At 65.4% G+C, this 23,476-nt stretch carries 22 protein-coding genes; 7 read left to right on the top strand and 15 right to left on the bottom strand.

Annotated elements, in window-relative coordinates; translation table 11 throughout:
- Positions 1–11: 11 nt before the first annotated feature.
- From B9C99_RS23290 to B9C99_RS23235, 12 genes are all read right to left on the bottom strand, one after another.
- Positions 12–1,433, bottom strand: coding sequence for an ATP/GTP-binding protein (locus B9C99_RS23290; protein WP_253250179.1), 1,422 nt, complete (start codon positions 1,431–1,433; stop codon positions 12–14).
- A gap of 77 nt (positions 1,434–1,510) precedes the next feature.
- Complete coding sequence (locus B9C99_RS23285; RefSeq protein ID WP_088899497.1) at positions 1,511–3,103, bottom strand: hypothetical protein; 1,593 nt, start codon at positions 3,101–3,103, stop codon at positions 1,511–1,513.
- Positions 3,103–5,112 (bottom strand): hypothetical protein, encoded by a 2,010-nt coding sequence (locus tag B9C99_RS23280; RefSeq protein WP_253250178.1) that lies wholly within the window; start codon positions 5,110–5,112, stop codon positions 3,103–3,105. The genes B9C99_RS23285 and B9C99_RS23280 overlap by 1 nt, the downstream gene beginning before the upstream one ends.
- Positions 5,113–5,234: 122 nt before the next feature.
- Entirely contained in the window at positions 5,235–5,987 is a 753-nt protein-coding gene (locus tag B9C99_RS23275) for a hypothetical protein (protein WP_088899495.1), read from the bottom strand.
- A gap of 33 nt (positions 5,988–6,020) precedes the next feature.
- Entirely contained in the window at positions 6,021–6,380 is a 360-nt protein-coding gene (locus B9C99_RS23270; RefSeq protein WP_003939313.1) for a hypothetical protein, read from the bottom strand.
- Positions 6,381–6,444: 64 nt separating this feature from the next.
- Positions 6,445–7,959, bottom strand: a complete 1,515-nt coding sequence (locus B9C99_RS23265; RefSeq protein WP_088899505.1) for an AAA family ATPase — start codon at positions 7,957–7,959, stop codon at positions 6,445–6,447.
- Between the two features lie 10 nt (positions 7,960–7,969).
- Positions 7,970–8,569: a hypothetical protein gene (locus tag B9C99_RS23260; RefSeq protein WP_088899494.1), complete on the bottom strand. Its 600-nt coding sequence runs from the start codon at positions 8,567–8,569 to the stop codon at positions 7,970–7,972.
- A complete protein-coding gene (locus B9C99_RS23255) occupies positions 8,566–9,210 on the bottom strand; it encodes a hypothetical protein (RefSeq protein ID WP_088899493.1) in 645 nt (214 codons plus the stop codon). The genes B9C99_RS23260 and B9C99_RS23255 overlap by 4 nt, the downstream gene beginning before the upstream one ends.
- 66 nt (positions 9,211–9,276) lie before the next feature.
- Positions 9,277–10,881, bottom strand: coding sequence for a peptidoglycan DD-metalloendopeptidase family protein (locus B9C99_RS23250; protein WP_253250177.1), 1,605 nt, complete (start codon positions 10,879–10,881; stop codon positions 9,277–9,279).
- A 154-nt stretch (positions 10,882–11,035) separates the two neighbouring features.
- Positions 11,036–13,015 carry a cutinase family protein gene (locus B9C99_RS23245; RefSeq protein WP_088899491.1) on the bottom strand — a complete coding sequence of 660 codons (1,980 nt, stop codon included), beginning with the start codon at positions 13,013–13,015 and terminating at the stop codon, positions 11,036–11,038.
- Complete coding sequence (locus B9C99_RS23240) at positions 13,012–13,539, bottom strand: hypothetical protein (protein WP_253250176.1); 528 nt, start codon at positions 13,537–13,539, stop codon at positions 13,012–13,014. Before B9C99_RS23240 ends, B9C99_RS23245 begins: the two co-directional genes overlap by 4 nt.
- Positions 13,540–13,772: 233 nt before the next feature.
- A complete protein-coding gene (locus tag B9C99_RS23235) occupies positions 13,773–15,047 on the bottom strand; it encodes an insoluble domain protein (RefSeq protein ID WP_143543592.1) in 1,275 nt (424 codons plus the stop codon).
- A 538-nt stretch (positions 15,048–15,585) separates the two neighbouring features.
- Here B9C99_RS23235 and B9C99_RS23230 point away from each other — a divergent pair.
- Entirely contained in the window at positions 15,586–16,032 is a 447-nt protein-coding gene (locus B9C99_RS23230; RefSeq protein WP_064061406.1) for a helix-turn-helix domain-containing protein, read from the top strand.
- A 218-nt stretch (positions 16,033–16,250) separates the two neighbouring features.
- On the opposite strand, the gene B9C99_RS23225 is transcribed toward B9C99_RS23230, so the two are convergent.
- Complete coding sequence (locus tag B9C99_RS23225) at positions 16,251–17,303, bottom strand: GAF domain-containing protein (protein WP_088899488.1); 1,053 nt, start codon at positions 17,301–17,303, stop codon at positions 16,251–16,253.
- Positions 17,304–17,625: 322 nt separating this feature from the next.
- Here B9C99_RS23225 and B9C99_RS23220 point away from each other — a divergent pair, with 322 nt between their 5' ends.
- Both B9C99_RS23220 and B9C99_RS23215 read left to right on the top strand, forming a co-directional pair.
- Positions 17,626–17,811, top strand: a complete 186-nt coding sequence (locus B9C99_RS23220) for a toxin-antitoxin system HicB family antitoxin (RefSeq protein WP_033098656.1) — start codon at positions 17,626–17,628, stop codon at positions 17,809–17,811.
- Positions 17,812–18,169: 358 nt separating this feature from the next.
- Entirely contained in the window at positions 18,170–19,180 is a 1,011-nt protein-coding gene (locus B9C99_RS23215; protein WP_088899487.1) for a replication protein, read from the top strand.
- A 70-nt stretch (positions 19,181–19,250) separates the two neighbouring features.
- Here B9C99_RS23215 and B9C99_RS23210 read toward each other — a convergent pair whose 3' ends face one another.
- Both B9C99_RS23210 and B9C99_RS23205 read right to left on the bottom strand, forming a co-directional pair.
- Entirely contained in the window at positions 19,251–19,514 is a 264-nt protein-coding gene (locus B9C99_RS23210; RefSeq protein ID WP_072815822.1) for a sigma factor-like helix-turn-helix DNA-binding protein, read from the bottom strand.
- On the bottom strand, positions 19,511–20,398 hold the full coding sequence (locus B9C99_RS23205; protein WP_172415068.1) for a replication initiation protein: 888 nt from the start codon (positions 20,396–20,398) through the stop codon (positions 19,511–19,513). Before B9C99_RS23205 ends, B9C99_RS23210 begins: the two co-directional genes overlap by 4 nt.
- A gap of 187 nt (positions 20,399–20,585) precedes the next feature.
- Between B9C99_RS23205 and B9C99_RS23200 the strand changes: the two genes are divergently transcribed.
- The 4 genes from B9C99_RS23200 to B9C99_RS23185 all read left to right on the top strand — a co-directional run bounded on the left by B9C99_RS23200 (position 20,586) and on the right by B9C99_RS23185 (position 22,939).
- On the top strand, positions 20,586–20,858 hold the full coding sequence (locus B9C99_RS23200; RefSeq protein WP_088899486.1) for a hypothetical protein: 273 nt from the start codon (positions 20,586–20,588) through the stop codon (positions 20,856–20,858).
- On the top strand, positions 20,855–21,112 hold the full coding sequence (locus B9C99_RS23195) for a hypothetical protein (protein ID WP_072815827.1): 258 nt from the start codon (positions 20,855–20,857) through the stop codon (positions 21,110–21,112). Before B9C99_RS23200 ends, B9C99_RS23195 begins: the two co-directional genes overlap by 4 nt.
- Before the next feature lie 412 nt (positions 21,113–21,524).
- A complete protein-coding gene (locus B9C99_RS23190) occupies positions 21,525–21,797 on the top strand; it encodes a hypothetical protein (protein ID WP_088899485.1) in 273 nt (90 codons plus the stop codon).
- A gap of 278 nt (positions 21,798–22,075) precedes the next feature.
- Positions 22,076–22,939, top strand: a complete 864-nt coding sequence (locus B9C99_RS23185) for a DUF2637 domain-containing protein (RefSeq protein ID WP_253250175.1) — start codon at positions 22,076–22,078, stop codon at positions 22,937–22,939.
- The last annotated feature ends 537 nt before the right edge of the window (positions 22,940–23,476 follow it).

The raw sequence follows: 23,476 nt of genomic DNA, 5'->3' as shown, positions 1-23,476 counted from the left end.
ACCCCGCTCGTTCACTGCACCGCCCCCACCAGCTCGGCCAATTCCTCGGCATCGAGAGTGTCCGGGAGCCGGGTCTGCCCGACCAGCGTGCTCGCCTCACCCCGAATGACCTCATCGGTGTCGGTGAGGGTGATCTCGAGCGGGGACCGCTCGTGCTTCATCAGCACCGGATCGGACTTGCCCATCACCACGAGACACTGCCCCTTGTGCATCGACATCAGCAGATCGACGCAGTATTCGGGCAGGTGGTACATGCGAACCGTCTGCTCGGCATCGTCCACCCGATCCTGTCCGTACAGGAACACGATCCCGGCTTCCTGCATCAACGCCCTGGCCGGAGAATCCGCAGGTAGATCGGCGATGTGGTGGAACGCCGAGACCGTGGACAGGCCGAGGCCGCGAGAGAGCTTCATGTTGTCGCGGAAAACCCTCCCGGTCGAGCCTTCCGCGATGTGCCAGCCTTCCTCGACGATGAGAATGGTCTGCTTGTGCTCGGATGCTCGAGCGGCGAGAACGTTCGACAGCCACGTGTTGATGACCGTCATCACCACCCGCAGCGCCGGTCCCTTGTTGGGCAGTTCGGACACGTCGAAGTGCACGAGCGGATGGTCGAGCGCATGACGGACATCGGCCGAGGTCGGCTGATCGACCAACCCTCGCAGATCTCCTTCGCAGAGCTGCCGCAGCGCCAGGCCCGGATCACGACCCCACCGGCACGCTTCCTTCTCCCACACCTCACCGAAGGTGGCCGTCGCTTCCTCCGGCGTCGACAGCAGCAGATCGGCGACATCACGCAGGATCGGCTCGGTGCCCTCGCTGCGGGCACGTTCGTTGACCAGTCTCAGCGCCAGGTTCAGCGCCGCGATCTCCGTCTGCACCAACGTCCGCTGCATGGTGTCCTCGAGTACCGCGGCAATCAGCACTTCTTGACCGGCCGGCACGATGCCACCAGAAGTGGTCACCGACGACGAAATCGCCGGGTCCATGATGTTCAACCGCGCACCGTCACCGCCGGTCTTGAACCTGATCGACGGCACCCCCAGCGACTTGGCGAGCTCGGTGTACTCACCACCGCGATCACCCTGACGCTTCTTGTCGATCACCACAACCTGACGGCCGGCCGCGATCTGCCGCAGTCCCAGGGTGGTCTTGATCAGTGAGGACTTCGCCTTGCCGATGTCACCGACCACCGCGACGTTGATGTTCTCGATCTCACTTCCGTACAACGCGAACGGATCGGTAATGACCAGCGCATTCGACATCAGGTTCCGCCCCGACACGAGACCTTCGTGCCGCACGTTCTTGCGGGTGGTCGCCAGATTCAGCGCTTCGGCCTGGCGGGTCGTCGACCACACCCCTTCCGGGCGTGGCTCGTACCATCCCCACCGGTCGAGCCACTTGTTGCGCTTGGGTGGACGCCGACGAGGAACCACCGGCGTGTCCGCCTGATCTACCTCCGGCGCTGTCGGTGCAGGCGCAGCGCCCTTTTTGCGGCTGCGTAGTGACGGCATCAGACCCCCTTGGCCCGGGTGTACTTGGTGGCCGCGAGTCCACGGCCGAGCGGCAGAGTGAGGAATTGCGCGACATCGTGGCTGTCGTCGAACCAGGTGAACTCTTTGATGGCGGCTTGGTCGGCGGCCTGCTCGAGCCGCGCACACGCCCGCATCACCGCATCCTCATCCGGTGCGGTGACCGACACTGCCATCGACCAGATCACCCCGTGGTGTCCCGATCCCGGCTTGAGGTCTTCGCGGCGACGCAGCGATGCCGACGCCATGACCTCCGATGCACCGTCGGTGACCTGGCCCTTCTTTCGCTCCTTGTACTGGCGTGCTGCATCCTCGGTCGCGTCCTTGCGTGCCACCTGGCGCGCTTTGACTGCATCGACGAAATCCATCCGCACCTTCACCGTGCGGATTGTTGGCTGGGCCGGAATCCCCTCAACAGGATCGCCGGGGTCCGGGTCGACGCCGGTCAACAGCGGCGAGAGCCATTCAGCGTGCAGCGGGATCGGTTCGATCGAACCGGGTCGGATCAACCCGACTCGGGTATCCCATCGGTCGGACACCCGTGTCGACAGGTCTCCGCCGACATACGACGGCCAGCAGTTGCCCCAGTTCGCGCCCCGGTGGGCGTCGAGTGCGTAGGACGGATCGAGCATCGAGCGGAACACCGCACAGGCACGCTGTTGGCCGAGCACCTGCACCTGCCCGAGCCGGGCCGAGGTCAGCGCGCCGACCGCCCGCATGGTCTCCTCGACGATGACCTGGCCGATACCGGCCTTCGTCTCTACGCCCTTACGCTTGGCGACCGCTCCGGCCGCCGACAGCAACTCGACCGACTTCGGGAAGATCAGCGTGGCGTAGCAACGATGCTCTTCCGACTCCGGGGCCAGACCGTCGATGAGCTGGCCGTAGGACTCGACCGCAGGCATCACCCGGTGTGCATGAGGATTCGCACGCACCACCGATTCCATCCACGCCACGTGCGGAGTCAGATCGGCCGGCACCGAGCGGTGCACCATCTCCAGCCCTCGAAGCAGCGAGGATCGGCGCGCGAACGAGGCCAGCGTGCGCGAGAACGCCTGCGAGGTCACCGCCCATTCCTCTGCACCGCGGAGTCCTTCGGCGAGCCCTTGAATCGACAGCACCACCGAGTAGTAGTTGTTGTCACCAGGCGTCCGGTGCTCGAGGATGAACATGTCATCGAGACCTGTATCGGTCAGATCCAGCGGAGCGACATCTCCAAGCGGCACCGGGAACTCCCAGCCCGGATCGGCTCCGAGCACCCCGTACAACTCATCACCGGGCGCCCGGTAGAGGTGTTCACCGTGCTTTCGCCGCCGCCGATCCCGGATCCGGTGCAGTTTCTCCCCCGCCCAAGACCGGCGACCGTTGATGTCGGTCGTCGCCCACAGCGTGCCGCCCACCACCGCAAGGACACCGGCCAGTGTCCAGATCGTCGATCCGAAGAAGACGAACAGGAACATCGAGACCATCAGCGCCGCTGCATAGGCGAACAGCACCGGTTCGGGAACGGGGATCAGTCCTCGGCGAGCGATTTCCGAGCCGAGGATCGAGGTGCGCTGCTCACTGTCACTCATCACTGATCTCCCATGTTGTCGGCTCGTTCAGGAGCGTTCTGTGCCGCCTGGGCTGCCTTGTTCAGCGCTGCGCCGCCCACGGTCCCGGCCACGACAGCCGCTCCCACCCCGGCCGATGCGACCGTTCCGGAGATGCCCTTGGCTGCCCCCATGAGCTTGCGAGTGCTCGCCCCACCGTGCCCCCCACCGCTATGACCTGCGGTAACACCCGAGTGCTGGTGGGAGGTCGACCCGGCGGAACTGTGGGGCGTCGACCCGTTCGAGGTGGAGGCCACTCCCCCACCAACGCCCCCGCCGCCGACAGGATGGGAGTGTGCCGCCCCTGCGGAGCGGGCCGCAGCGACCTCACCCCCGCCACCACCGCCGCGGGCCATCATTGCCATCTGCGCGGTCTGCAAAGTGCCGCCCAGCCCTTGTCCGGTCGCCGATCCGGTATCGCCGAAGCCTTCCGAATCTTCACTGGACGGCATGAACGGGGCGTACTTGAGCAGCGACCACGGAGCGAGTCCGACCAGTCCGATGCACACCGCCGACATCGCCAAGGCGCCAAGCGATGCGAGGTCACCGTCGACGTAAGCCCCGGCGCTGCTGTCGATCAGCACCGTGGCCAAGAACCCCAGACCGAGGAAGATCACCGGCTTGGAAAACACGATCGAGATGAATACGAAGATCGGGCGCATCGCCTTCTTCCGCAGGTTCGGATGCACCCACAATCCGAACGCGACACCTGTCAGGCCGGCGAGGATCGGCAAGGCAGCGGCGTGCATCAACATGCCGAAGAACAACGCCAGCGACCCGAGAAACAACAACCCGAAGAACACGATGCCGGTCAGAGAGCCACCGACGACGGTGTCGCTCGTGATGCCTCCGAGCATTGCCGATACTGACACCACCGCCTGCTCCAAGTCCTGCTTGAGCAGTCCGGACAGGGAGGTGGTCAGCGCGTGCGAGAGCTGGACCAGCATTTCGGCGGCGGCCGGGGCGAACATCATCGACAGCACACCCAACGGGGCGTATCCGATCAGGCTGTGCGCCAGTTCCATTCGTGTCGATTTCTGTGCGGAGGTTCGGTAGATCGTGAACAGTGCGGTGATCGACATGACGAACACCCCGATTCCGCAACTGACCGCGTACCACCGCAGGAAACCTTCATCCCGCGGGTTGAACTCGTGGATGTTCGCCAAGCCCTCGAGGACCGAGGTGGTCAGCGATACCGCGCTTTCCTTGGTGCTGTTGGCCCAGTCGTCGATCACGCTGCCCGGATCAGCGATGAACGCGACCACATCTCCGGCCTTGTCGACGGCCGCCATACCGAGGCCGACGCCGAGCTGGATCTGAAGCGGCGTGGCGGCCTTGAGGACCACACCACCGACTCTGGCGAGATCGAGGAACCGGTCAGCGAAGTCCGTGTTCTGCTCTTTCCAGTTCCAGATGCCGCCGAACATCGCCCCCACTCGCGTGTTCCAGGCGCGGCACTGTACGAGTTCATCCGGCCCTGAAGTCTTGTCACAGTCGAGGAAATATGCCCTGTTGCACAGCATCTCGTGGTCGCTGCACGGATTCTCGAAAATGTCGTCCGGCAGGTTATCGACCCACTTCTGTTGCTTCATCACTGCGATCGAACCGGCGTCGGGTGCTGCCGCCCAGGTAAATCCCCAGTGGTTCCCGCCCGGCTCGGACCACTTCGCCAGATCCGCAGCGCACACCTTGGCCGAGGGCGAGAACTCCGGGTCGCCACCGGGGAAGGATGCCGGCCAGGTGGTCGGAGCCTTGCCATCGAGCACCGCTTGCTTCGCTTCATCCTCCGAGACGCCCATCAGTTCGGCGTACTGCGCGATGCGCTGCGTCACCGGGGACGCCCAGTAGAGAATTTGCTGGTCGAAGCGGAGGTACTGCGCGAGGTACTGCCCGAAGTCGCCACCCTTGTCCGCACACGCCGGATCGGTCGACCACCCGGCCGCCTCGAACTCCGGGTGACCGGGAAAGAACTCCTTGAGCTCGTCTGGCATCCCAGCAGGCCACCCCTCGGCAGCGCCACTGAGCGGCTGCGCCCACGCAGGCGTCGCACTCGAGGCCAACGCGAGCACTGCCAGCAGCACCGCAAGAAAAGTACGGACAAGGGGTCGCATGATTACTCCACGAAGAAGGTGTAGAGGCCGTTCGCGCCGAACTCGGCGAGAGTGGAGTCCCCTTCGGGGAACGAGACCTCTTCGGGCTCGGGTCCGGAACGGAACGTCCAATCCACGGCCTTCCAATCCCCGTTCTCCCACTCCAAGGTCACCGTGGTCGTGGACCAAACCGTGAGGACGCTGATCTTGCCCGTGCCGCTCAGATCGCTCTGGCTCGCCGAGACTGCCCACACCGACACCACCGCACGGTCATCCGAGTAGTCCGTGACGTTGACCAGGACCGGGATGTTGTTCATCACGGTGCCTTCGGAGTGCGAGACGTTGTCCTCGACAATGGCAATCAAAGCATCGCTGGCGCCGTCCCCGACAAGGTTGTTTTTCAGGTCGGCGGCGGTCACCCGGCCGAGGGCGATCTGGCTCACTGCCTGCACGAAGTTGGCGGCCGCGGTCTGTGCTCCGGCCTCGGTGTGGTCGTAGCCATGCGGAACACCGTTGGTGATCGAGTTGGGACCGTGCCCGGTCCGCACCGTGTCGGACTCCGAGCTACCGCCGCTCAACCCCGCGAGAATGCTCCCGAGGATCGTCACCACGAGCAGGATCACCAGGCCGTACTTGAACCAAGTGGGCAGTCTGCCGAACGCCGCCTTCCATCCTTTGGTCTCTGCCGTCTTCGCCGAGGATGTCGGCGTCGGTGCTGCTGTTGCCGAGGGCGATTGCTGGGAGCCCGGCTTGATCGAGCTGAAATCGGGTGCCATCTGATTCTCCTAACAGTGCTGGTAGATCGGCTATCAGCCGTTGACGACGAACAAGATGGCGCCGACGATGATCCCGGCTCCGGCCACGCAACCGAACGCCACACCAGCGGTCTTGGCCGAATCCATCGAATCGCTCAATTCGCTCTGGTAGCCCCCGGCGCGAGCCTTACGGATCTTGTAGAGCGAAATGATCAGGTTGACTGCGGATACCGCCAGGACCGCACCCCAGATACCGCCCGCAATCCGCGACCAGGTGCTCTGGAACGTAGGACCGAACACCCCCAGATCAGGGGAGATTCCGTCGAGTGGATTGTCGGTCTGAGCCGAGGCGGTACCGGCGGTGAGCAACACCGTGCCGATCGTGGCCGACAGCAGGGACGCAGCACGGGCCACGCTACGAGGTAGCGACCGCATCGAGGTATTGCGAGACATCACAGGAGTCCTTTCACACAGAAGGTCAGGCGTAGGGATCGAAGCTCGACGGCTTCGGTGGTTGCGGCCGTCGGGCCGGGGCCGGCGGTTGGTGCACCTCAGCAGCGGATTCGCTCGAGGCATCCGGCTCGGGGGCCGCTTCCGCCGCCTCGGCGGTGGACCGGTAGTCCAGGGGCAGGTCCCTGGCCGGGTCCGTCTCAGGCACCCGGACAGCAGGAGCGGCAGCGGGTTCCACTACCGGGGCCGGAGGCGGCTCAGCTGCGGGAACCGACTCGGGAGCCGGGGCCGGCTGGGGCGCTACGAAGCTCGGAACGTCCGCCGCGAACGTCGGCGGAGCCGGTTCCGGGGCGACCGCCGGAGCCGCTACCCCCTGCTGCCGGAGTCCGGCCTGCCGCTCGACGATGGCCTCGGCCAGCGCATCGGTCACCATCGCCGCGACATTCGTCCACGCGATGAGCGAACTCTGCGACAACGCCTCGAGCGTGATCCGCTCACCGGTGGCGAAGACCGGCTCGAACGGGACCCGAACGTAGGTCTGCACACCGAGAGAGTCGAACTCGTCGACAATCGCAGTTTCGAGGTTCGGATCGGACCCCGGCGTCGCGCACAGCAGCACGATCGCAGAGCGCACCAGATGCTCGAACCCCCGCTTACGCAGGCCCTCGAGCATCGCGTAGGCGTGCTGCGCCATGTCCCGGCGCATCGGCAGCGGCACCACCAGCACGTCGGCGTGGCGCACCGCCCACTGCCACGCCCCGGCCTGCGCAGTGGTGGCTGTGTCGATAATCAGCAGGTCGCGATGGCGACGAAGCACCGCGCCCAACGCCGCGCACTCGTCCTCGCCGAGCATGTCGTCGTAGGAAGAATCGGTGTCCCCGGCCAGGATCTCGTCGTGGGTGGGCTGGAGCCGCAGATACGCCGCCAGCTCCCCCGCCTCGACGTCGGCCGACATCAGCCGCGATGCGTTGTCGAGGACATCCCACACCGTGCGTTCGATGGGTGCGGTGCGCGCTGCGCGAATGCCGAGGGTGCCGCCGGCCTCGCTCATATCCACCGCCACGACCCCGCGGCCGCGATGCTTACCGAGCATCGCTGCCAGCGCAATCGACGTCGGCGTTTTGCCGGCTCCGCCCTTGGTGTTGACCACAGCGACCGTGCCCGAACCCGGCAGCGTGCGCTGGATCGCTTCGACCGCCGCCCGGTGGCCGGTCTCTGCCGATGCCGCCTTCGGGGCCAGTTTCGTTCCCAGAGCTGCATTGATCCGACCCCGCCAACCCCACTGAGCAGGCTGGGAAAGTGCCGGTGAGGCGGCCTCGTCGAACAGTGCGCCGTGCCCGGTGGACGGCATTGCTGTCGGCGCGATCGGCTCGTCGACGGCCGCGAGAGCATCTACTCCGACCCCGTACGGATCGGCGATGTCCTCGGCTACAGGCTCGGGAGCCGGGGCCGCTTCGGGTTCGACAGCGGGACGGTTCGGGCGTAGCCGCAGCCGACGCGGGTCGATGGTCGGTTCGTGGTTGTAGTCAGCGATGTCAGCCATCACGCTCACCTCACAGGGTGGTGACGGACGAAACGCGCCATCCGTCGCCGTTGTCGGTCAGCACCACGGCGACGTACTGCACGTCTGTGCCGATCTCGGTGCCGCTGGAATCGGTGACCGTGCTGGTCACCTCGTACATGCCGTGATACTTCGTCGCGGTATTGGCCTGTCCCTGGTTGGGGACCTCCACCGCCACGGCGGTGACCGTCGCGCCCTGCGACGCCCACTGTGCCCACTCACCGCTGGCCTTGACCGGGATCTGCACATCGGCGCGGACCTGCGCGTCGAGTTCGCCGGTCAGCACGCCCAGATCGGCGGCCCGCACCGGCGCGTCGTTGCGATTGGTGTCGGTGCGGGTGTCATAGGAGAACCAGGTCTCGACGACCGTGCGGCCGAGCTCGCCCGGATCGGAGGTGTCCACCGTCGGTGCCGCCGGAGCGGGGGTGGACTGCTCGGTGGGCGCAGCCGGTTCGGTGGGAGGCCATGCCTCCGTCGACGACGGCTGTGCCGACGAGTTCGTAGTGGTCTGATCCTGGTCGGTCTCGGAGCTGCATCCGGCCACCGTTAGGGCTCCGGCGAGGACACCGATCAGTGCCAGTCGGCGGATCATTCGGCCACCACCAGATCCGACAGGCGGATCGCCCGCCATTCGCCGTAGCCCGGTTCGAGGCACCACTGCTCGGCCGGATTGCCGGTCGGGACCACCTCAAGATCGAGGATGACCTGCTTTTTTGCCGCGAGATCGGCCAGTTTCACCCCGTCGATGCGTTCACTGCTCACCCGCAGACGCAACCGAACCGCCTCGACCTCGAGGTGGTCGCGGACTTTCGCAGCGAGGAACACGGCTTTACCGGCGCTGGCCTCATCCGCCGAGTCCTGATCGCCGGGCCGGAAGATCCGATCGTCTTTGTGAAACGATCCGTACCAGGCGACATCGCTGGTGTCGGCATCGCCGACGACGGCGAACGAGCCACGTTCGTCGCCGGCCGAGGCCAAGGACACCACCGGAGCCGATGCGGCGGCCGCGGCCAGTTTTTCGGCCCGTTCACGCTGCTCGCGTTCTCGCAGGGCGTCGTAGTCCACATCGAACTGCTTGTAGAGCTCGCGCTTGATCTTCGGCCACTGGGTGCGCGTCATCAGGTTGTTCTCCGCAGCCCAAGCCCGCAGGTCCGAGGCCGTCATCGCCTGGACTGTCCGGGTCGATCCGAGGGTGCGGACGGCCGATTCCGCCTTGTCCCACTCTTCGCTCACGGTGTGATGTTTCCTTCCTGGTGTGTCATCGTTTCCGATGTTCTGGCGTATGAAATACGTTGTGCATCAGGTGAATCGGACGGCTTTGACATGTTTCGGTGGCGTCCATTCGGTGATCCGGACCTTCTCCCCGGACTGGGGTGCTTCGACAACTTTGTTGTCCCCCATCCAGATCCACACGTGGCCGGGGTAGGGCTGCACGATGTCTCCGGGTTGCAAGTCCGCCGCCTCGGTTACAGGCGTCCCTCGAGGATCGTTGACCTGAGCGGAGTCCTGGTGTGGCAGAACGATTCTTCCGTCCGTCGCCTGCGCCACCGCGTACACGACCAGGCCCGAGCAGTCGAAGCCGACCTTGTTGTGGTCCCCGTGCTCATCAGCGACACCGTCATCGGCGATGCCGCGAGTCGGTCCGGTGGCATCCCCGCCGCCCCAGGCGTAATCGGTGCCCAGCCATCCAAGTGCTGCATCGACCACCCGCGAACCACTCACCGACGGCGGCCGAGGCTGGTCGACACCGGCGAAGTCAGCGCGGCCGGCCAGGATATTGCGGACGTAGCTCGTGGTCTCCGCGTTGCCGCACACCCCGCCGGACGCGAGTGTGTTGCCCGGCCCGCAGTTGTAGGCCGAGAGCATCAACTCGGTGCCGTCACCTGAGACTTTTCCCTCGCGGAGCCACTGCTGCGTCTGCTCCCACATCTGGCAGTCGTAGGCGGCCATCGCCATCACCGAATCACCGATGGAATTCACGTCGGCCACGCCGTCACCGTCGTAGTCCTGGCCGATCGAGGCCCAGGTTGCGGGCATGAACTGCCCCGGCCCGCGTGCCCCCGCCGGAGACACCGGCGAGGAGGGACCGTAGCGGAACTGGTTCTCGACGTAGAGCTGGGAGGCCAGCAAAGGAGCGTCGATCGCCTCGCAGGTCTGAGCCGCCTTGACGATCCACTCCCGGAACTCCTCGGGGACCGATCCCGGCGCGAGGGAGCGTCCGCCGGGGCGCGTCAGGCCGGTGCAACCGGCACCGAGCGGAGTCTCGGCCGCGACCAGCTGCACATTCGGCGAGGTCGGACGCTGTTGCGGGGCGTCGAGTTCAGACGCATCGGCCAGCCACGGCATCGGGTCGATCGGAGATCCGCCGTCGAGTCGGCCCCCGGGCCAGACCTCGAAATGCAGGTGCGGTCCGGTCGAACCTCCGGCGTTGCCGACCAGGCCGATCAGATCCCCGGCGCGCACCTCGTCACCGACGGAGACGAGAACACCGTCCGGGAACATGTGCCCGTAGACCGTCGAGATGGTCGACCCGTCCGCGGTGGCCGAGTCGACGATGATCCAGTTGTCGAAACCGTTCTCATCGCTCGCGCCGGAATCTCCTGCCGCAACAACGATTCCGTCGATCGGTGCATAGAAGGGCGTACCGACCGGCGCCGCCAGGTCGATGCCGTTGTGCGAGGTACCCCAGCGCGGGCCGAAACCGGAGGTGAACGTGTAGGTGCCGGTGACCATCGGCTGCACCTTCTTGCCGGTGGCAGCACGCAGGCTGTTCGGTGACCGGGACGGTCCCTGCGTCGGCAGGCAGTTGTCCGGATCGGGATTGTCGCTGCCGCACATCACCAGCGCACCCATCAGGGCCACGACGCTGGCTGCCAGCGTAATTTTCGTCGTCGAAGAAGCCACGTTCTCACCCCCTTTGCATGAGTGCTTGTCGCTAGCCCGCCCAGGCCATGCACGTGAGTGACTTCGCATCCGCCCGCCCGAGGTCGGACGCCGCGTTAGTGGAAGGCTCCCGGGCCTGGCAGCGGCACCACCCGCTGACCAGGACCGACCGGCCTCAGCCGATCGCCTTGGCGAAAACCTTCACCATCGTGTCGATCGCGTTGTCCCTCCCATCCGGGGACCAGCTCGGATACGCAATGTGCGAATTCGAGGCGTAGAAACTCGCCGCGGTGAATCCTTCGGCCACCAGCTGCCCCAGCTCGGCCGCACTGTCACTGCTCGCCAGCGTCATCACCGACTGGCCCAGGCCGGCCAGATCACTGTCCTGTGCCTGCACCGACATCAGCGAGCCGATCGGATCGCCCGGATCGTGCAGTTGATCGGGACTCATCTTCTGGCCCGGGGTGAGCACGCCGAGAGCCACCTGCGCCAGATCCACCGCCACCGGCATCAGCCGAGACAGCTCGAGCACGTTCCCGCTTTCGGCCACCGACCAGGCGATTTCCTGAATCTCACCGACATTGCGGGCCAAGCGGATCACATCGACATTGCCGAGCAGATCAAGCACCAGCGCGGCGATTGCGGCCGTGCCGGACGGGTCCGGAACCATCGCCACCAGCCGCGAGAGTGTCTTGAAATCCACCCCGGCAGCCATCTTCACCAGCGGGGAGAGCTGATTGTTCAGATCCCCCGCGACCGCGTGCGCCCCGTGCACATCGCCGGTGGCAATCTTGATCGGAAGCTGCTGCAACCCGGCCGCCACCGCCGGATAGTCGACCGAGGTCACGCCGGAGACAACGCCCAGCAGTTGATTGATGATCGTCGTCGGCTTGGCCACCGAAAGCACCTGCGTTGCCGTCCGCAACTCCACCGGACCCGAGGCCGCCAACGGCGACAGACCCGCGACCAGCGCATCTGCCGACCCTGCCAGCGTCGACACATCGACCGACTCACCCGAGGCCCGTGACTCGAGCAAGGCCGTGCTCACCCCGGTCACCGCTTCGGCGGCCGACAACACTGCCGGGACATCGACCTGCTCGAGCATGTCGAGCACGCCCGCCGTGGTCGCCTCCGGCGATCCCTCGGGAGCCGAGGTGAACGTCTCACGCGCGCCCGGATTGCTGTCGATCCACTGTCGCGCCTGGTCGACCGGCGTCAAAGTCTCCGACACCAGCCGCGCCTGCTGCGTCATGCGGGCGATGTTCGCCGCTGAGGTGGTCGACGTCGGACCAGCGGCATCGAGCGAAGACACCGACTCGGCCAGCTGCGAGGCCGCCCCGAACACCGCCGACAGATCCGCGTTGCGCCAGGTCCCCGGCGAGGACAGCTCATCGACCAGGGAGGATTGCGCCACTGTCGACGTGCCGGTGATCGTCGGAGTCTGGGGTGATGCAGTCGAGGCGAGTTCGGCAGAGACATCGACCGCTCCCGGCGGATTGGCGATGATCCGGCCCAGAGACGCCAGGAACGGCGTCGACTGACCATCGGTGTTGCAGTACGCATCGTCCGGGTGGCAGATGTCGAACACCTTGCCCGCGAGCTTGCCGAACCCTTCCGGGGCCGGCCCAGCGATGCCCTGACCGCTCAGGGGCGGGCCGATCAACGTTGCGCCCTCGGTGCCCCGCTTCGGATTGGCGAGCAGAATCACCGCCTTGACCTGCTGCGGAGTGACGGGGCCGAGACCGTGGCCGATGTTGACGGCCAGATCGTTGCCGATCTGCGCGCCCTGGCTGTACCCGGCGATGAGGTACTTCGACGACGGGCACCGCTCCATCAACTCCGCTGCCGCTTTGTCGCCCCGCGACTTCGATTCGGCATAGGACGTGCCGTTGAAGAACGCCTCGCCCGGATACGGCACGTACACCACGTCGAGGTTCTTGCCGAACCGTTCCTCGAGTGCGTCACCGACCGCCGCGAGCATGCCCGTCGGCACGGTCGGATCAGCATGAGCGGACGTTTCCGTCGTGCCGGGAATCATCAGCGCGATCGTGCGCGCACACCCATTCGTTTCCGCTGCATGAGCAACCGTCGGTGTGCTCACCGCGGCCGCGGTGGTCACTGCTGCCGCTGCCAGAGCGAGACTTGCTTTCCTCATGACCCGACCTCTTCGATGGAGCGGATCATCACTCGGCCGTCCTCGGCCGTGGTCGTTGTAATGCGCTGTTTGAACTCGTTGCGCCGATCCGGGCGGACCTCGGTGATCTGCGCGCTGTAGGTGTTCGGCCCGATGGCCGTGACCTCGAGGCAGTGCGTGGTCCCCAGCGGCACGGTGTCGATGCCCTGCTGGATCATTGCCGCGTCGGGCAACGGCGCATCAGGGGCCATCAACTCCCGCACCGACTCACCCGAACGCAGCAGGTAATAGCGGTGTTCGAGCGCCGCGATCACCCCTTCGCCGGAGAGTTGGTCACCCTCGCCAGGCGAGCACGGATCATCTGCCGCTGCCGCGGTCGGCGCAGCGGTTGCGGTGTCCGGGACCAGGCCACCGAAGTCCGCGTCGTCGTCACCGCCGCCGACGAGAGCGGTGATGCCCCAGCCGGCCAGTCCCATGACGGCCACGGCCGCGAGGCCGAGACCGGCGTAGGCCAATCCCTTCCCGACAGGGCGGCGCGTGGTCACCTGCGTGGTCGGGTGAGTGGCGCGGCGACCGGCATCGGCCGCCGCGACCACTCGAGACGCCGACTCACGGACGGACGCGGTTCTCCCGGAGGAAAAGCGCTCTTCGGCCACCGGTACCGACACCGGCACCGACTCCCGAACCATGCGGGTGCGAGGTGCGGTCGCATCGAGCACCCGAGGTGAGCCCGCTCGGTCGTTCCGCTTCATCGGTTCGTCTCCCTCTTCGACTGGACTCAGGCGTCGACTGCCGGATCGGGCGCGCCGAGACCCAGGCCGACCGCCTCGCTGACCAGGCGCGATGCCAGTCCCGGCGTCGCGTCGGTGAAGAACGAGTCGAGTGCCTGGTCGACCTGCTCGATGACCTGCTCACCGCCGGGCTGTGTCTGAACGAAGTCGCGGACCTGCTCATCGATCGCAGGTGCGGTCTCGGTGGCGAAGGTCTGCACAGCGTCGACCGCAGCCGCACCGATGGGATCCTCCGACCACTGCGCGAGCGTGGTGTCGACCTGTTCGGTGACCTGTTCGGCCTCGATGTCGGGCACCTCGGTCTCGATCGGCGTGGCATCCTCACCTGCGCCGTAGGCTGTGCCGACCCCGTACCCGGCCAGGCCACCACCGACTGCGCCGACCGTGCCGCCGACCGCGCATCCGGCTGCAAAGCCACCCACTGCACCAGCGGCCGTGGCGGCAACACCGGAGGTAATCGGGGCCACGCCCGGAATCGGGATGGGCACCATCGTGCCGGCAGCAGCTCCAGCGATACCCGCAGCCGTGGACGCGACCAAAGCCGTCGGGATACCGACGGCGGTGCAGCCGGTGACGAACCCGGCACCAGCGCCGACTGCCGTGCCCGCGACCTGAGCAGATGCGATCTTCTCGGCCTCTTCGGTCTCCATACCGGTTGATCGGTGGTAGTCGGTGACCATCGCCTCGACCACTGCGGTCGTGCGGTTGGTCTTGTCGGCATCGACGTCCGAGACCCAGTTCGGCTGGTCGAAGATCACCCGGCCGAAACGCATCTTGTTGACCGGAGCCTCGATCGGCAGGGTCGGGCCTTCCACCACGACCGGCGCCTGCGGAGCAGGAACGCTGTAGCCGGAGTAGCCGGAGTTGTCGCCGCCCGAATAGCCGTTGTACTGCGCCATCGACACACCGCCGCCAGTCTGCGGGTTGTAGGCGCGGGTGCCGCGGTTGTACTCGGCCGGAGGCGCTACCCAGAAGTTCTCGGCGGGCTGCGGATCAGGAGCCGAGGGTGCAGGAGCAGAAGTTGAGGGGGGCGTGGAGGTGATGCCCGCCTGGCCACCACCGGACTGCGGCGGGGACGTGATACCTGCCTGCCCACCGCCGGAGTCGCCGGTCGGCGCTGCTGCTGCCGTCGGCGCAAAGGCAATGAGCAACCCGGCTGCCGCCGGTGCCAGAGTCGCGGTGCTGAGCACCGCACTGGTCGTTCGGCGGCGCCGGTGTCTGCCGGTACCGGAAACCAGCTGATCTTCGTTGGATACGGACATGTACATCGCCTTTCCTGCGAATGAATCGAGTCCCGAATGCATGAAGGACCTGAGCGAGAAAGAGATCCGTCAGGGCCGAGAAGATCGGGTGGTCACCACAGGGAGGTAGTCCGCTCGTGCACGTGTCGGCAGCGCCGACTAGGTGCGGGAACGCTGCCGCTGGCGCGCACAGTCGAGTAACGCCAGAACAGCAGCGCCCGACAAGGAAGTGGGCTCTCGTCCGCAGTGACCTGGTGCCCGAGCTTGCGTAGTCAGCCCGGACGGGTTGGTACGTAGGTGGTTCAACCCCGGATACGTGACACCGACGCCAATCACTGACACGTGTCCGGGGTTTTCCCTTTTGCCGGTGGCCTCACCGTGGCTCGCGCTGATTGCCGGGCCAGACGCTTCCCTCGGCTCAGCCGATCGTTACCTCCTTCCCCACAAAACCCTTCATTGAAACTCTATTCCGGAATACTACAGCAAAATCTATTCCAGTGAAAGATGACGCAAACCATTCCTGTAGGGCAGTGTTATGGCTCGTGGAAAGGTTTCGGGCATGACGAGACGGCCTCTTCGGGGATTCGACCGCGAGAGGCTGATCGATCTGCGGACGGAGAAGGGTTACACCCGTGGTGACCTGGCGAGATTTGCCGAAGTGAGTGTGGCGGCCGTGCGTGCCTGGGAATCCGGGCAGGCGACCCCGCAGGTGGATCGTCTGGCCCGTGTCGCTGCCGCCCTCGACGTTCCGATGTCCGAGCTGGTGCGGATACCCCCGCACGACCGGTATCTGGGCGATCTGCGCGTCCAGGCCGGCCTGACCCAGCCCCAGCTGGCGCTGCAAGCAGGCATTTCCACAGCCTCGCTCAGCAGCCTCGAGCTGGGGGAAACCGTACTGCGAGAGCCGGTGGCCGAACGACTGGCCCAAGCTCTGGAAGTGGACACAGCCGAGGTCCGCGCCGCCTACGAACGGACCCGAACCCGGCCGCCGGGCGCACCCGTCTGACACGCGCGACACGCTGTGTGTCGACGCACGACAAATACGGATCACCACGTCTAATCTCTCCCCCCGCAGAGATAGCAGCCCGCCTCGCGCGGGCATGCGGAGGCGGCCGAAACCGGCTGTGCTACATCCAGGACCGAGTGGACAAGCCCCGGGAAATCCCCACAGAAGGGGACGCGGAAGACAAATTACCAGACCACGGCAGATAGTCCGGGGCCAACCTACCTGCCCGACATGCCCCGATCAGAACCCTGCAAATCCTCTGTGAGCAAATCGAATTCGTCCGGAATCGTTGAAACTCGAACGAGCACGAGACGGTCACTGAGTGGACCGGGATACGGGCTGATCGACAAATGCGCTGCTTGCCAACCTGATTCCGAACGCAGACGGGCGCGGACGCACCGAGAAGCGGTATTACCCGAACGGAACGTTGCCAGCGCGTCGGCCAGTACATGCCGGTCGTCGGGATGCACGATCTCGTTTCCACTCTTGATATTTCGCCAGGACACCCATGGCGGAGCGTCCGGTAGCCACATCGTCAGAACCGCGAGGTCGGCGACAAAGACACCGGTGTAGACCTCCGCAGACCGCAGCATCTCCTGCATTCCCAGCTCGCTCAGTGTCGGCAACTCCGGTGACGTCGTATCGGAGACGTCGTGCCACAGCAGCCGCAATCCCACGTTGCCCGGATCAGTGCGCCCCTTGCCCCAGCAGTACCAACGCATCACCCGACCGTCCGCGTGCAGAACCGATACGGGAGCCGCCCACCGACGACCATGCACCGGCTCGATGCTCAGCTCGAACAACGACGCCGAATCATCGAATTTCACCGCATTGGCGATGTACTCCGCCGGAGTTCGCTCCGGCACGTGCTCTTCAGGCAGCACCCCGGACATCATCGATGCTTCGACCGTCTGGCCGATCACCATCCGCTCGAGATTCCACGCAATCCCGGCTGCGATCCGAGGCGGGCCGGGGACCCGGCCGGGCTCTCCCACCCACACCTGGACGCCGTGTGCCTCCCCACTCGGGCCGAGAACGGGCAGCGCTTTGATGTGGAACGCCTTCTGCGCTCCCTTACGTGAGCACAGATCGATCGTGACCGGACGACGAGTGCGAACCACTTCGTCGACGATCGGCGTGACCGGAAGGTCCGGAGCCGGCTGAACATGCCGGGTCACCGACGCCCAATCCTTGACCGTGCCGCCGCAGCTGACGACGGACATCTCACCGTCTACCAACGTCTCGACCAGATGCCACTCGTTGAGAATCACGATTAACTTATAACCTCCCCAGCCGTAGGCACAGTGCAGCTGCCCCAGGGAACCTACCTGCCGACTACTCCTTTCTTCGACGCAAGCGCTGGCCCCTCCACCCGTGGCTCGTCCCGCAATAACCCCGGACGGAGCGACCACAGCTGCAGCACCCACCATCCGCAGTACACAACGCAGCTGGGGGTCCCGGCTCAGACCTATGCTGTCGTCCCACGAGTCGACACGCGCCACGCCGATTTACGGGGGTAACTGACATCCGCCCTCTCAGCCGCTAACCTGAGTCAGATTCAACGGGCCGATCTTGAAGAACGGGGGTTTACGCATGGCACAGCCGCACAAAGGCGACCGCGCTGCGATGACTCTACGTATCCCCGCTGAGCTGCACGAACAGCTCCGCAACGATGCCAAGGACGCCAAGGTCGCGCTGTCTCAGTACGTCGCCGACCTGCTCGCACTGCAAGCCGGTCGACCGGACCTTGCCCGCGAGATCAAGGCGGTGACCGTGTAAACGTCACCAGCGAGGGGCCGCTAGCCGCCAACTAGACCGCCCTCAGATGCAGAAAACCCCCCGCCTGCCAAGCGAGGGGTCTTCCAAACCGAATATGTGACCGAGCCAGTCGCCAAACTCTCTCGGGCCACTCGAACTTTCTCACCAGAAAGTCTTCGTTATGCATATTAGCGAGCGCTGCTCGTTTGGGCCAACTTCCGCCTCAAATCACACACCCGCGTGTCGCCCTCAACGGAGCGCACACGCCGCCCGCGCTACTCCCAAGACCCGCCGTGGTCGCCGTCGCGGCAGCTACAACCTGCATGTTTCCGATGGTGCCTACTCCCCCATCCCCGTCTGGGACTCCCGCGCGGGCTGGATGCGCCAGATCATCACCTTCGCCCGCAGCGAGACCGGCATCAAGATCTGCCACGAGCACCGCATCGCCCCGGACAAGTTCATCGCCGCCGCCAACGCTCACGCCGCTTACGCCGACGAATCCACCGGCCGCAGCCTCACCGCCGCCCGCGACACCCTCGCCGAGTACGCCGGCATCAGCACCGACGTCCTCGATCGTGCCCGCCAGATCCTTCGCCGCATCGGAGCCGCCGTCGAGCTCGTCCGCGGCCGCTACCTCACCATCGCCGAACGCATCGAAGCCAGCCTCACCCACGGTGGAAAGCAACTTCGTGCAGCTTCCGTGTGGGCCTTGACCAGCAAGTTCACTGCCAACTCTTCTGTTTATCCCCAGTTTCCGAATCATGCGGATCTACCGGAGAACCCTCTGGGTTCTACAGGTATCTCTCGTTCTCAAGTAATCACCAACGCGCGCGCTACGCGCCGCGCCCGGGCTTCGACGAAGACCGCGGGCGAGGGCGAGGGCGACCCACGACCCCTACACGCTCAGATCGCCGCAGCGCGCCTGGCCGACCGACTCGGTCCCACGATGCCCGAATACCGCGGCGTGGACCGGAATGGCCACTACGTCCCCGGAACCACACATCACCACGTCGGAGCGATCGCCGACGCACTGACCGCCGCAGGCATCGACACCACCCGATGGACCGGCGACGACATCGCCAACCAGATCACCGAGTTCCGCCGCGACCGCAGCCTCCCACACCTAACGTCCCCGCCCGCCTTCCTGCGCTGGCAGCTCCGTGCCCTCGCCGATGTGTGGTCAGGGCCTACCCCCACCGAGCGCCGCACTGAGATCCAGGACCGCCGCGCCGCCGAACGTCGCGCCGAACTCGACCGGCGTGCTGCTCATCCTCCGGCCAGCGACGACACCCGTGCCACCGCTCTCGCCGAGATCCGGCAGATACTGTTCCAGCGCTCGGGCATGCGCACCCGGACCCGCGGGGACCGCTACGACCGGCACCGCTACTGAACGAAATTCTCGCTCCGGTCAGAACCACAGCGGCGAAGGGGAATCGAATCGTTTCACGCGGAAGCCGCTCCTACCCCTCGAGCTTGCGGGCATCATGCAGTATCCGACCCACCGCTCCGGTCGACATCTCCAGTTTCTCGGCGATCTCGCGGTACTTCATCCCCTGCTGGCGAAGTTCGACCACCTGCTTGCGTCGGCGTTCTGCGCGTTCGAGGAATTGGTCTCGGGGTTCGGCAATCAGGCGACGTGCAGTGCGCTCCGACGAGCCGAGCCGGCGTGCCAGTTCCTTTGCGGTGATGGACCGACGTTGTTGTGCCTGGGCGCTGCCGCTCATTGCGCGAACTCCAATGCTGTCGCCAGATTGAACTTGGTGGCCCGCTTCCTGTTTGCTTCCCGTTTGGCGGAGCTCATGACCTTGCCGCCCTTGCTGCCACGTGCTGCCTGGCGCGCCCTGAACGTCCCCTCGTCGAAATTACGCCAGATCCACTTGCCGATGGAGTACGCCGTGGCACGGACCTCGATGAAAGGAAGAGGGTCGGCGAACTCGCTGTTGATTCCGTGACAACGCTGAAGAACCAGCTGAAGCCACTGGTCTACGGTGCCCTGACGATGGTGCCACCACTGTGGGTACGCCCACTTACGGGCAGTGTCGAACATCGTCACATTGCGGCCCAGACCCACGGAGCGGTCGGGCCGGCGCGGAGCCTGACGAGGTGTGTAGATGGTCGCCAGATCCCGCAACGAGTACGGATCCCCTGGACCGTAAATGGTTTCCCATTCAGGGTGGATCGGGTTCTTGGTCAGCTGCCCACCGTAGGAGAAATCCCCGCCGACGGAGATACACAGACCTCGCTCGATGCGATGGGCATAGCGCAGCGGAGTCAACCGCGCCGAGTCGGTACGGCAGACTCGATGGTCGCCCAGCCACCAACCCAGGTGCGCCCGCCCGGAGGGAGACTGCGCGACCCAGCTCGGCGTCGGATGATCCGACGGTTTCTCGAACGCCCGCATCGCCGCATCGGGGTGGTCACAGTCGATGACGATCGATCCGAGCAACGCGTGTGGAGAGTGCTGGATGTAGCGCATCGTCAATGCCTGGTCACGGCTCATTCGGTACTGACCGTGCTCAAGTTGGTTCGTCGCGAACGGCCGATGCGGCAGTAGCACCTCGTTTCCCCACTGCTCGTCCGTGAGAAGGGACTCCCCCGCCGTTTCCATGCCGAGTACTGTGCACTACCAAGATCGAGTATTCGGGTAGGACACGCCGAGCCATATACAGACATTATTCGGGTAGGTCATGCCAAGCCATATCAGGTATCCGCCCCGCCTTCTCCCTTTCCAACCCTCGAACATGTCCATTCGTGGCAGAGGCTGTGCTTCACGTACCGAAGTTACGATGAGAACCATGACCGGGAAGAAGCGCATGGCCTTCGACATCAGCGAAGCCGACGCCGACCGGATTCGCGCCGCCTACGTCGGCACCCGCGCCATCCTGCCCCCGACCACCCTCAGCGAGTTCATCACCGACCTGCTGGTCGAGGCCACCGAACGTCTCGAAGCCGAACACAACGACCGCCGGCCCTGGCGCACCCCCAGCCGCAGCGAACTCAAATCCCTCTCCCAGACCGGCGTCGGACGCAACGCCCCCGGCCGCCCAGGAGAACAGGACCAGCAATGACCGAGGCGTCACGCACACCGCGCCCCAAACTCGGGTTCCACACCGACCAGGCCGAACGCATCCGCGCTGCCTACCTCGGCACCCGCGCAGTCCTCCCGCCGAGCACCTTCAGCGAATTCCTCGAGACCGCCGTCCTCGAGACAATCGAACGACTCGAAGCCGAACACAACAACGGCCACAGCTGGGACGCCCCGACCACCGGGGAAGTCAAATCCACCGCCCAGACCGGCGTCGGCCGCTGGAATCGCACCTGACCGGTTCTCAGTCGCACATCCTCATGCGTTGAGGACACGATGAGAACCACCCATTCTCACTCCCAGTGGGACTCTCACGCCTCATATAACCCATTATTACTATGGAATCCCTTTCATGAAATTGAGCACCTTCGCCATCGCCGCCGAGGTGAGGCAGCAGCACAGAGAACCCTCGAGCACCCATGCGAGTGTGCGCGAGAATCCGCGATGATAGCGCTTCCACCAGCACAAACAACGCCCATCCGGTGGTCGGCCGAATGACAGTTGCCGCCGTCGTTCTCGTCGTAGCGGTCGCCGTTCTCGCCGTCGAGCCGATAGCGGGGCACGCCACGACGCACCAAGATCAGTCGGTGCCGCGTGACACAGTGCCGACCACCGACTGACCGAGCCTGAGAAAAGGACCGCCACCGACGTGAACGAGCCCCACCTCTACGCCCGAACCACCTACCTCGGCTTCGACGGCCCACCCGAACCTGTCCGCAACCTCGCCGGAGGTCTCACGGGTCTGTGGTGGCTACTGATCATCGCGGCGCTCATCTGCTTCGGAGCATGCGAGTACATGCGGCGAAAAAGCGTGACCAGGAGGGAACGGCAAGAGAAGAACAGGCTCGGCGCTGGCTTCTTCCTCTACTGCGGCCTCATGGGATTCGTCGTCGGCGTCTTCGGCCTGATCGCCGCGAACTGACCCTTCCTGAACTACTCGGACCGGAGCTGTCGCGGGTGGATGTACCAGGGGGCGGCTTCGCCGACGATGAGCCTCTGCAACGAGCAACAGGATCAGTCGACATTGCGAGACGCCGACCCGAGCGATAAGAACCATCACGCCCCGACCGACTCCCCCGGAGAACCGGCCAGTGCGCAGTCATCTCATCTCACGTATCTGACTCGATCCGGTCGTGACCTGCGACTCTCATCTGAGAAACCCCTTCTCATATCATGGTTCTCATTGTTACTATGGGAACTATGACGTGGACGAAGCGACACAAGAACAAGAACACCTCGGTGCCCGAGAACGTGACAGCCGTCAGCGGATCCATGTGGTTCGCAGGCGTGACCATCACCGTAGGAATCGGGGCGGCCGCGTTCATTCTCAGCTTCCTCGCACTGCGCGACCTGTGCATCCAGGCCGGCCAACCGAGAGAGATCGCCTTCCTGTTCCCCGTCATCGTCGACGGAACCATCCTGCAAGCAACGATGGGAGTCGTCTCCCGACGTCACGACCACCGGGCGCGACGATTCTTCTGGAAGATTCTCATCGGCGCCGCCACCGTCTCGATCGCAGGAAACGCGATCCACGCCGTTCTCACCACGACCCCCGGCTTCAACTCCGTTCTCGCCGCCGTGATCGCCACACTCCCACCGATCTCACTGCTCGCCTCCACCCACGCGCTGACCGTTCTCGGCCGTCGCACCGCCGCACCCACCGAGAACCCCGCCGAGACTCACATCGAATCCGCGCCCGCGACACAGCCGCGCCCTGAAACCGCACACGAGAACGCGACCGCACCCAAGACCCACGTCACGACCATCACCGAGAACCGTGCCGCCGCCGAGATCGCGAGCGAGACTCCGGTCGCGCGGTCGACTCGCACCGCGACCGCTGACGCTCTCGCCCGACAGCTCGAGGTGCCACTGCCCCACCTGCCCGGCACCCACCTCGACACCAACGCCATCCCGACCTTCCACTCCCACGAGGAGCGTCGCGAATGGGCACTCGCCCGACGCCAGGCCGGAGTGGAGGTGCCCGTCATCGCCCAAGAAGTCGACCGCTCCGTCGCCACCGTTTACCGCTGGCTCTCCGAGGCCGACACCTCCGTCACCATCTGATCATCACAACGACATCGGAAAAGCAACTTTTCAGCGTCAAATCTGAATCAAAAAAAAATCAGGCCGACATCAAAAAACGTCCACGTCTGATGCCTGCCAGTCTCACCTCGGCGCATCGAACTCGGGAATCGTCCCCGGTTCGATGCGCCGAGTCGCTTTAGCGGCGTTGACCAGGGCGATCCGCCCCCGGACCCCCCTTGGGGTCGTGTCGGGTGTCGACGAGCAGTGTGTTCGAGGGTCGGTGTGGCAGTCGGATCTTTGCCTCGTTGGTCTCGGGGCCGGCAAACGTATGCTCCCGCGGCCGGCGGACGGTGCCCCCTCACCCTGGCTAGGAGTGTGCCCCGGCTCGTCTGCGGTGTGTCGGCTCTACCGATCCCCGGGGGCTCCGCCCCCGGACCCCTGTCCCTCCCTCCCAAGGTTCCCGCTGCTCCGCGTGCACCGCGCCCGGTCGCCACACACGGCCCTACCGGACCCGCCGACCACCGAGCAAGGGAAAACCCGCCCTTGCCCGGCAGTCACCGCGCCCGGTTCACCAGG

The sequence above is a fragment of the Rhodococcus sp. BUPNP1 genome (assembly GCF_002215235.1).
Taxonomy (GTDB): domain Bacteria; phylum Actinomycetota; class Actinomycetes; order Mycobacteriales; family Mycobacteriaceae; genus Rhodococcus.
Note: the sequence above shows the minus strand (reverse complement) of the source record. Positions and strands in the feature narration are given on the sequence as shown.

Coding starts and splice junctions, on each gene's coding strand:
- B9C99_RS23285 (WP_088899497.1), bottom strand. CDS start 3,103: ATGAGTGACAGTGAGCAGCGCACCTCGATCCTCGGCTCGGAAATCGCT.
- B9C99_RS23280 (WP_253250178.1), bottom strand. CDS start 5,112: ATGCCAGACGAGCTCAAGGAGTTCTTTCCCGGTCACCCGGAGTTCGAG.
- B9C99_RS23275 (WP_088899495.1), bottom strand. CDS start 5,987: ATGGCACCCGATTTCAGCTCGATCAAGCCGGGCTCCCAGCAATCGCCC.
- B9C99_RS23265 (WP_088899505.1), bottom strand. CDS start 7,959: ATGGCTGACATCGCTGACTACAACCACGAACCGACCATCGACCCGCGT.
- B9C99_RS23260 (WP_088899494.1), bottom strand. CDS start 8,569: ATGATCCGCCGACTGGCACTGATCGGTGTCCTCGCCGGAGCCCTAACG.
- B9C99_RS23245 (WP_088899491.1), bottom strand. CDS start 13,015: ATGAGGAAAGCAAGTCTCGCTCTGGCAGCGGCAGCAGTGACCACCGCG.
- B9C99_RS23235 (WP_143543592.1), bottom strand. CDS start 15,047: ATGTCCGTATCCAACGAAGATCAGCTGGTTTCCGGTACCGGCAGACAC.
- B9C99_RS23230 (WP_064061406.1), top strand. CDS start 15,586: ATGACGAGACGGCCTCTTCGGGGATTCGACCGCGAGAGGCTGATCGAT.
- B9C99_RS23220 (WP_033098656.1), top strand. CDS start 17,626: ATGGCACAGCCGCACAAAGGCGACCGCGCTGCGATGACTCTACGTATC.
- B9C99_RS23215 (WP_088899487.1), top strand. CDS start 18,170: ATGCGCCAGATCATCACCTTCGCCCGCAGCGAGACCGGCATCAAGATC.
- B9C99_RS23210 (WP_072815822.1), bottom strand. CDS start 19,514: ATGAGCGGCAGCGCCCAGGCACAACAACGTCGGTCCATCACCGCAAAG.
- B9C99_RS23205 (WP_172415068.1), bottom strand. CDS start 20,398: ATGGAAACGGCGGGGGAGTCCCTTCTCACGGACGAGCAGTGGGGAAAC.
- B9C99_RS23200 (WP_088899486.1), top strand. CDS start 20,586: ATGACCGGGAAGAAGCGCATGGCCTTCGACATCAGCGAAGCCGACGCC.
- B9C99_RS23195 (WP_072815827.1), top strand. CDS start 20,855: ATGACCGAGGCGTCACGCACACCGCGCCCCAAACTCGGGTTCCACACC.
- B9C99_RS23185 (WP_253250175.1), top strand. CDS start 22,076: ATGACGTGGACGAAGCGACACAAGAACAAGAACACCTCGGTGCCCGAG.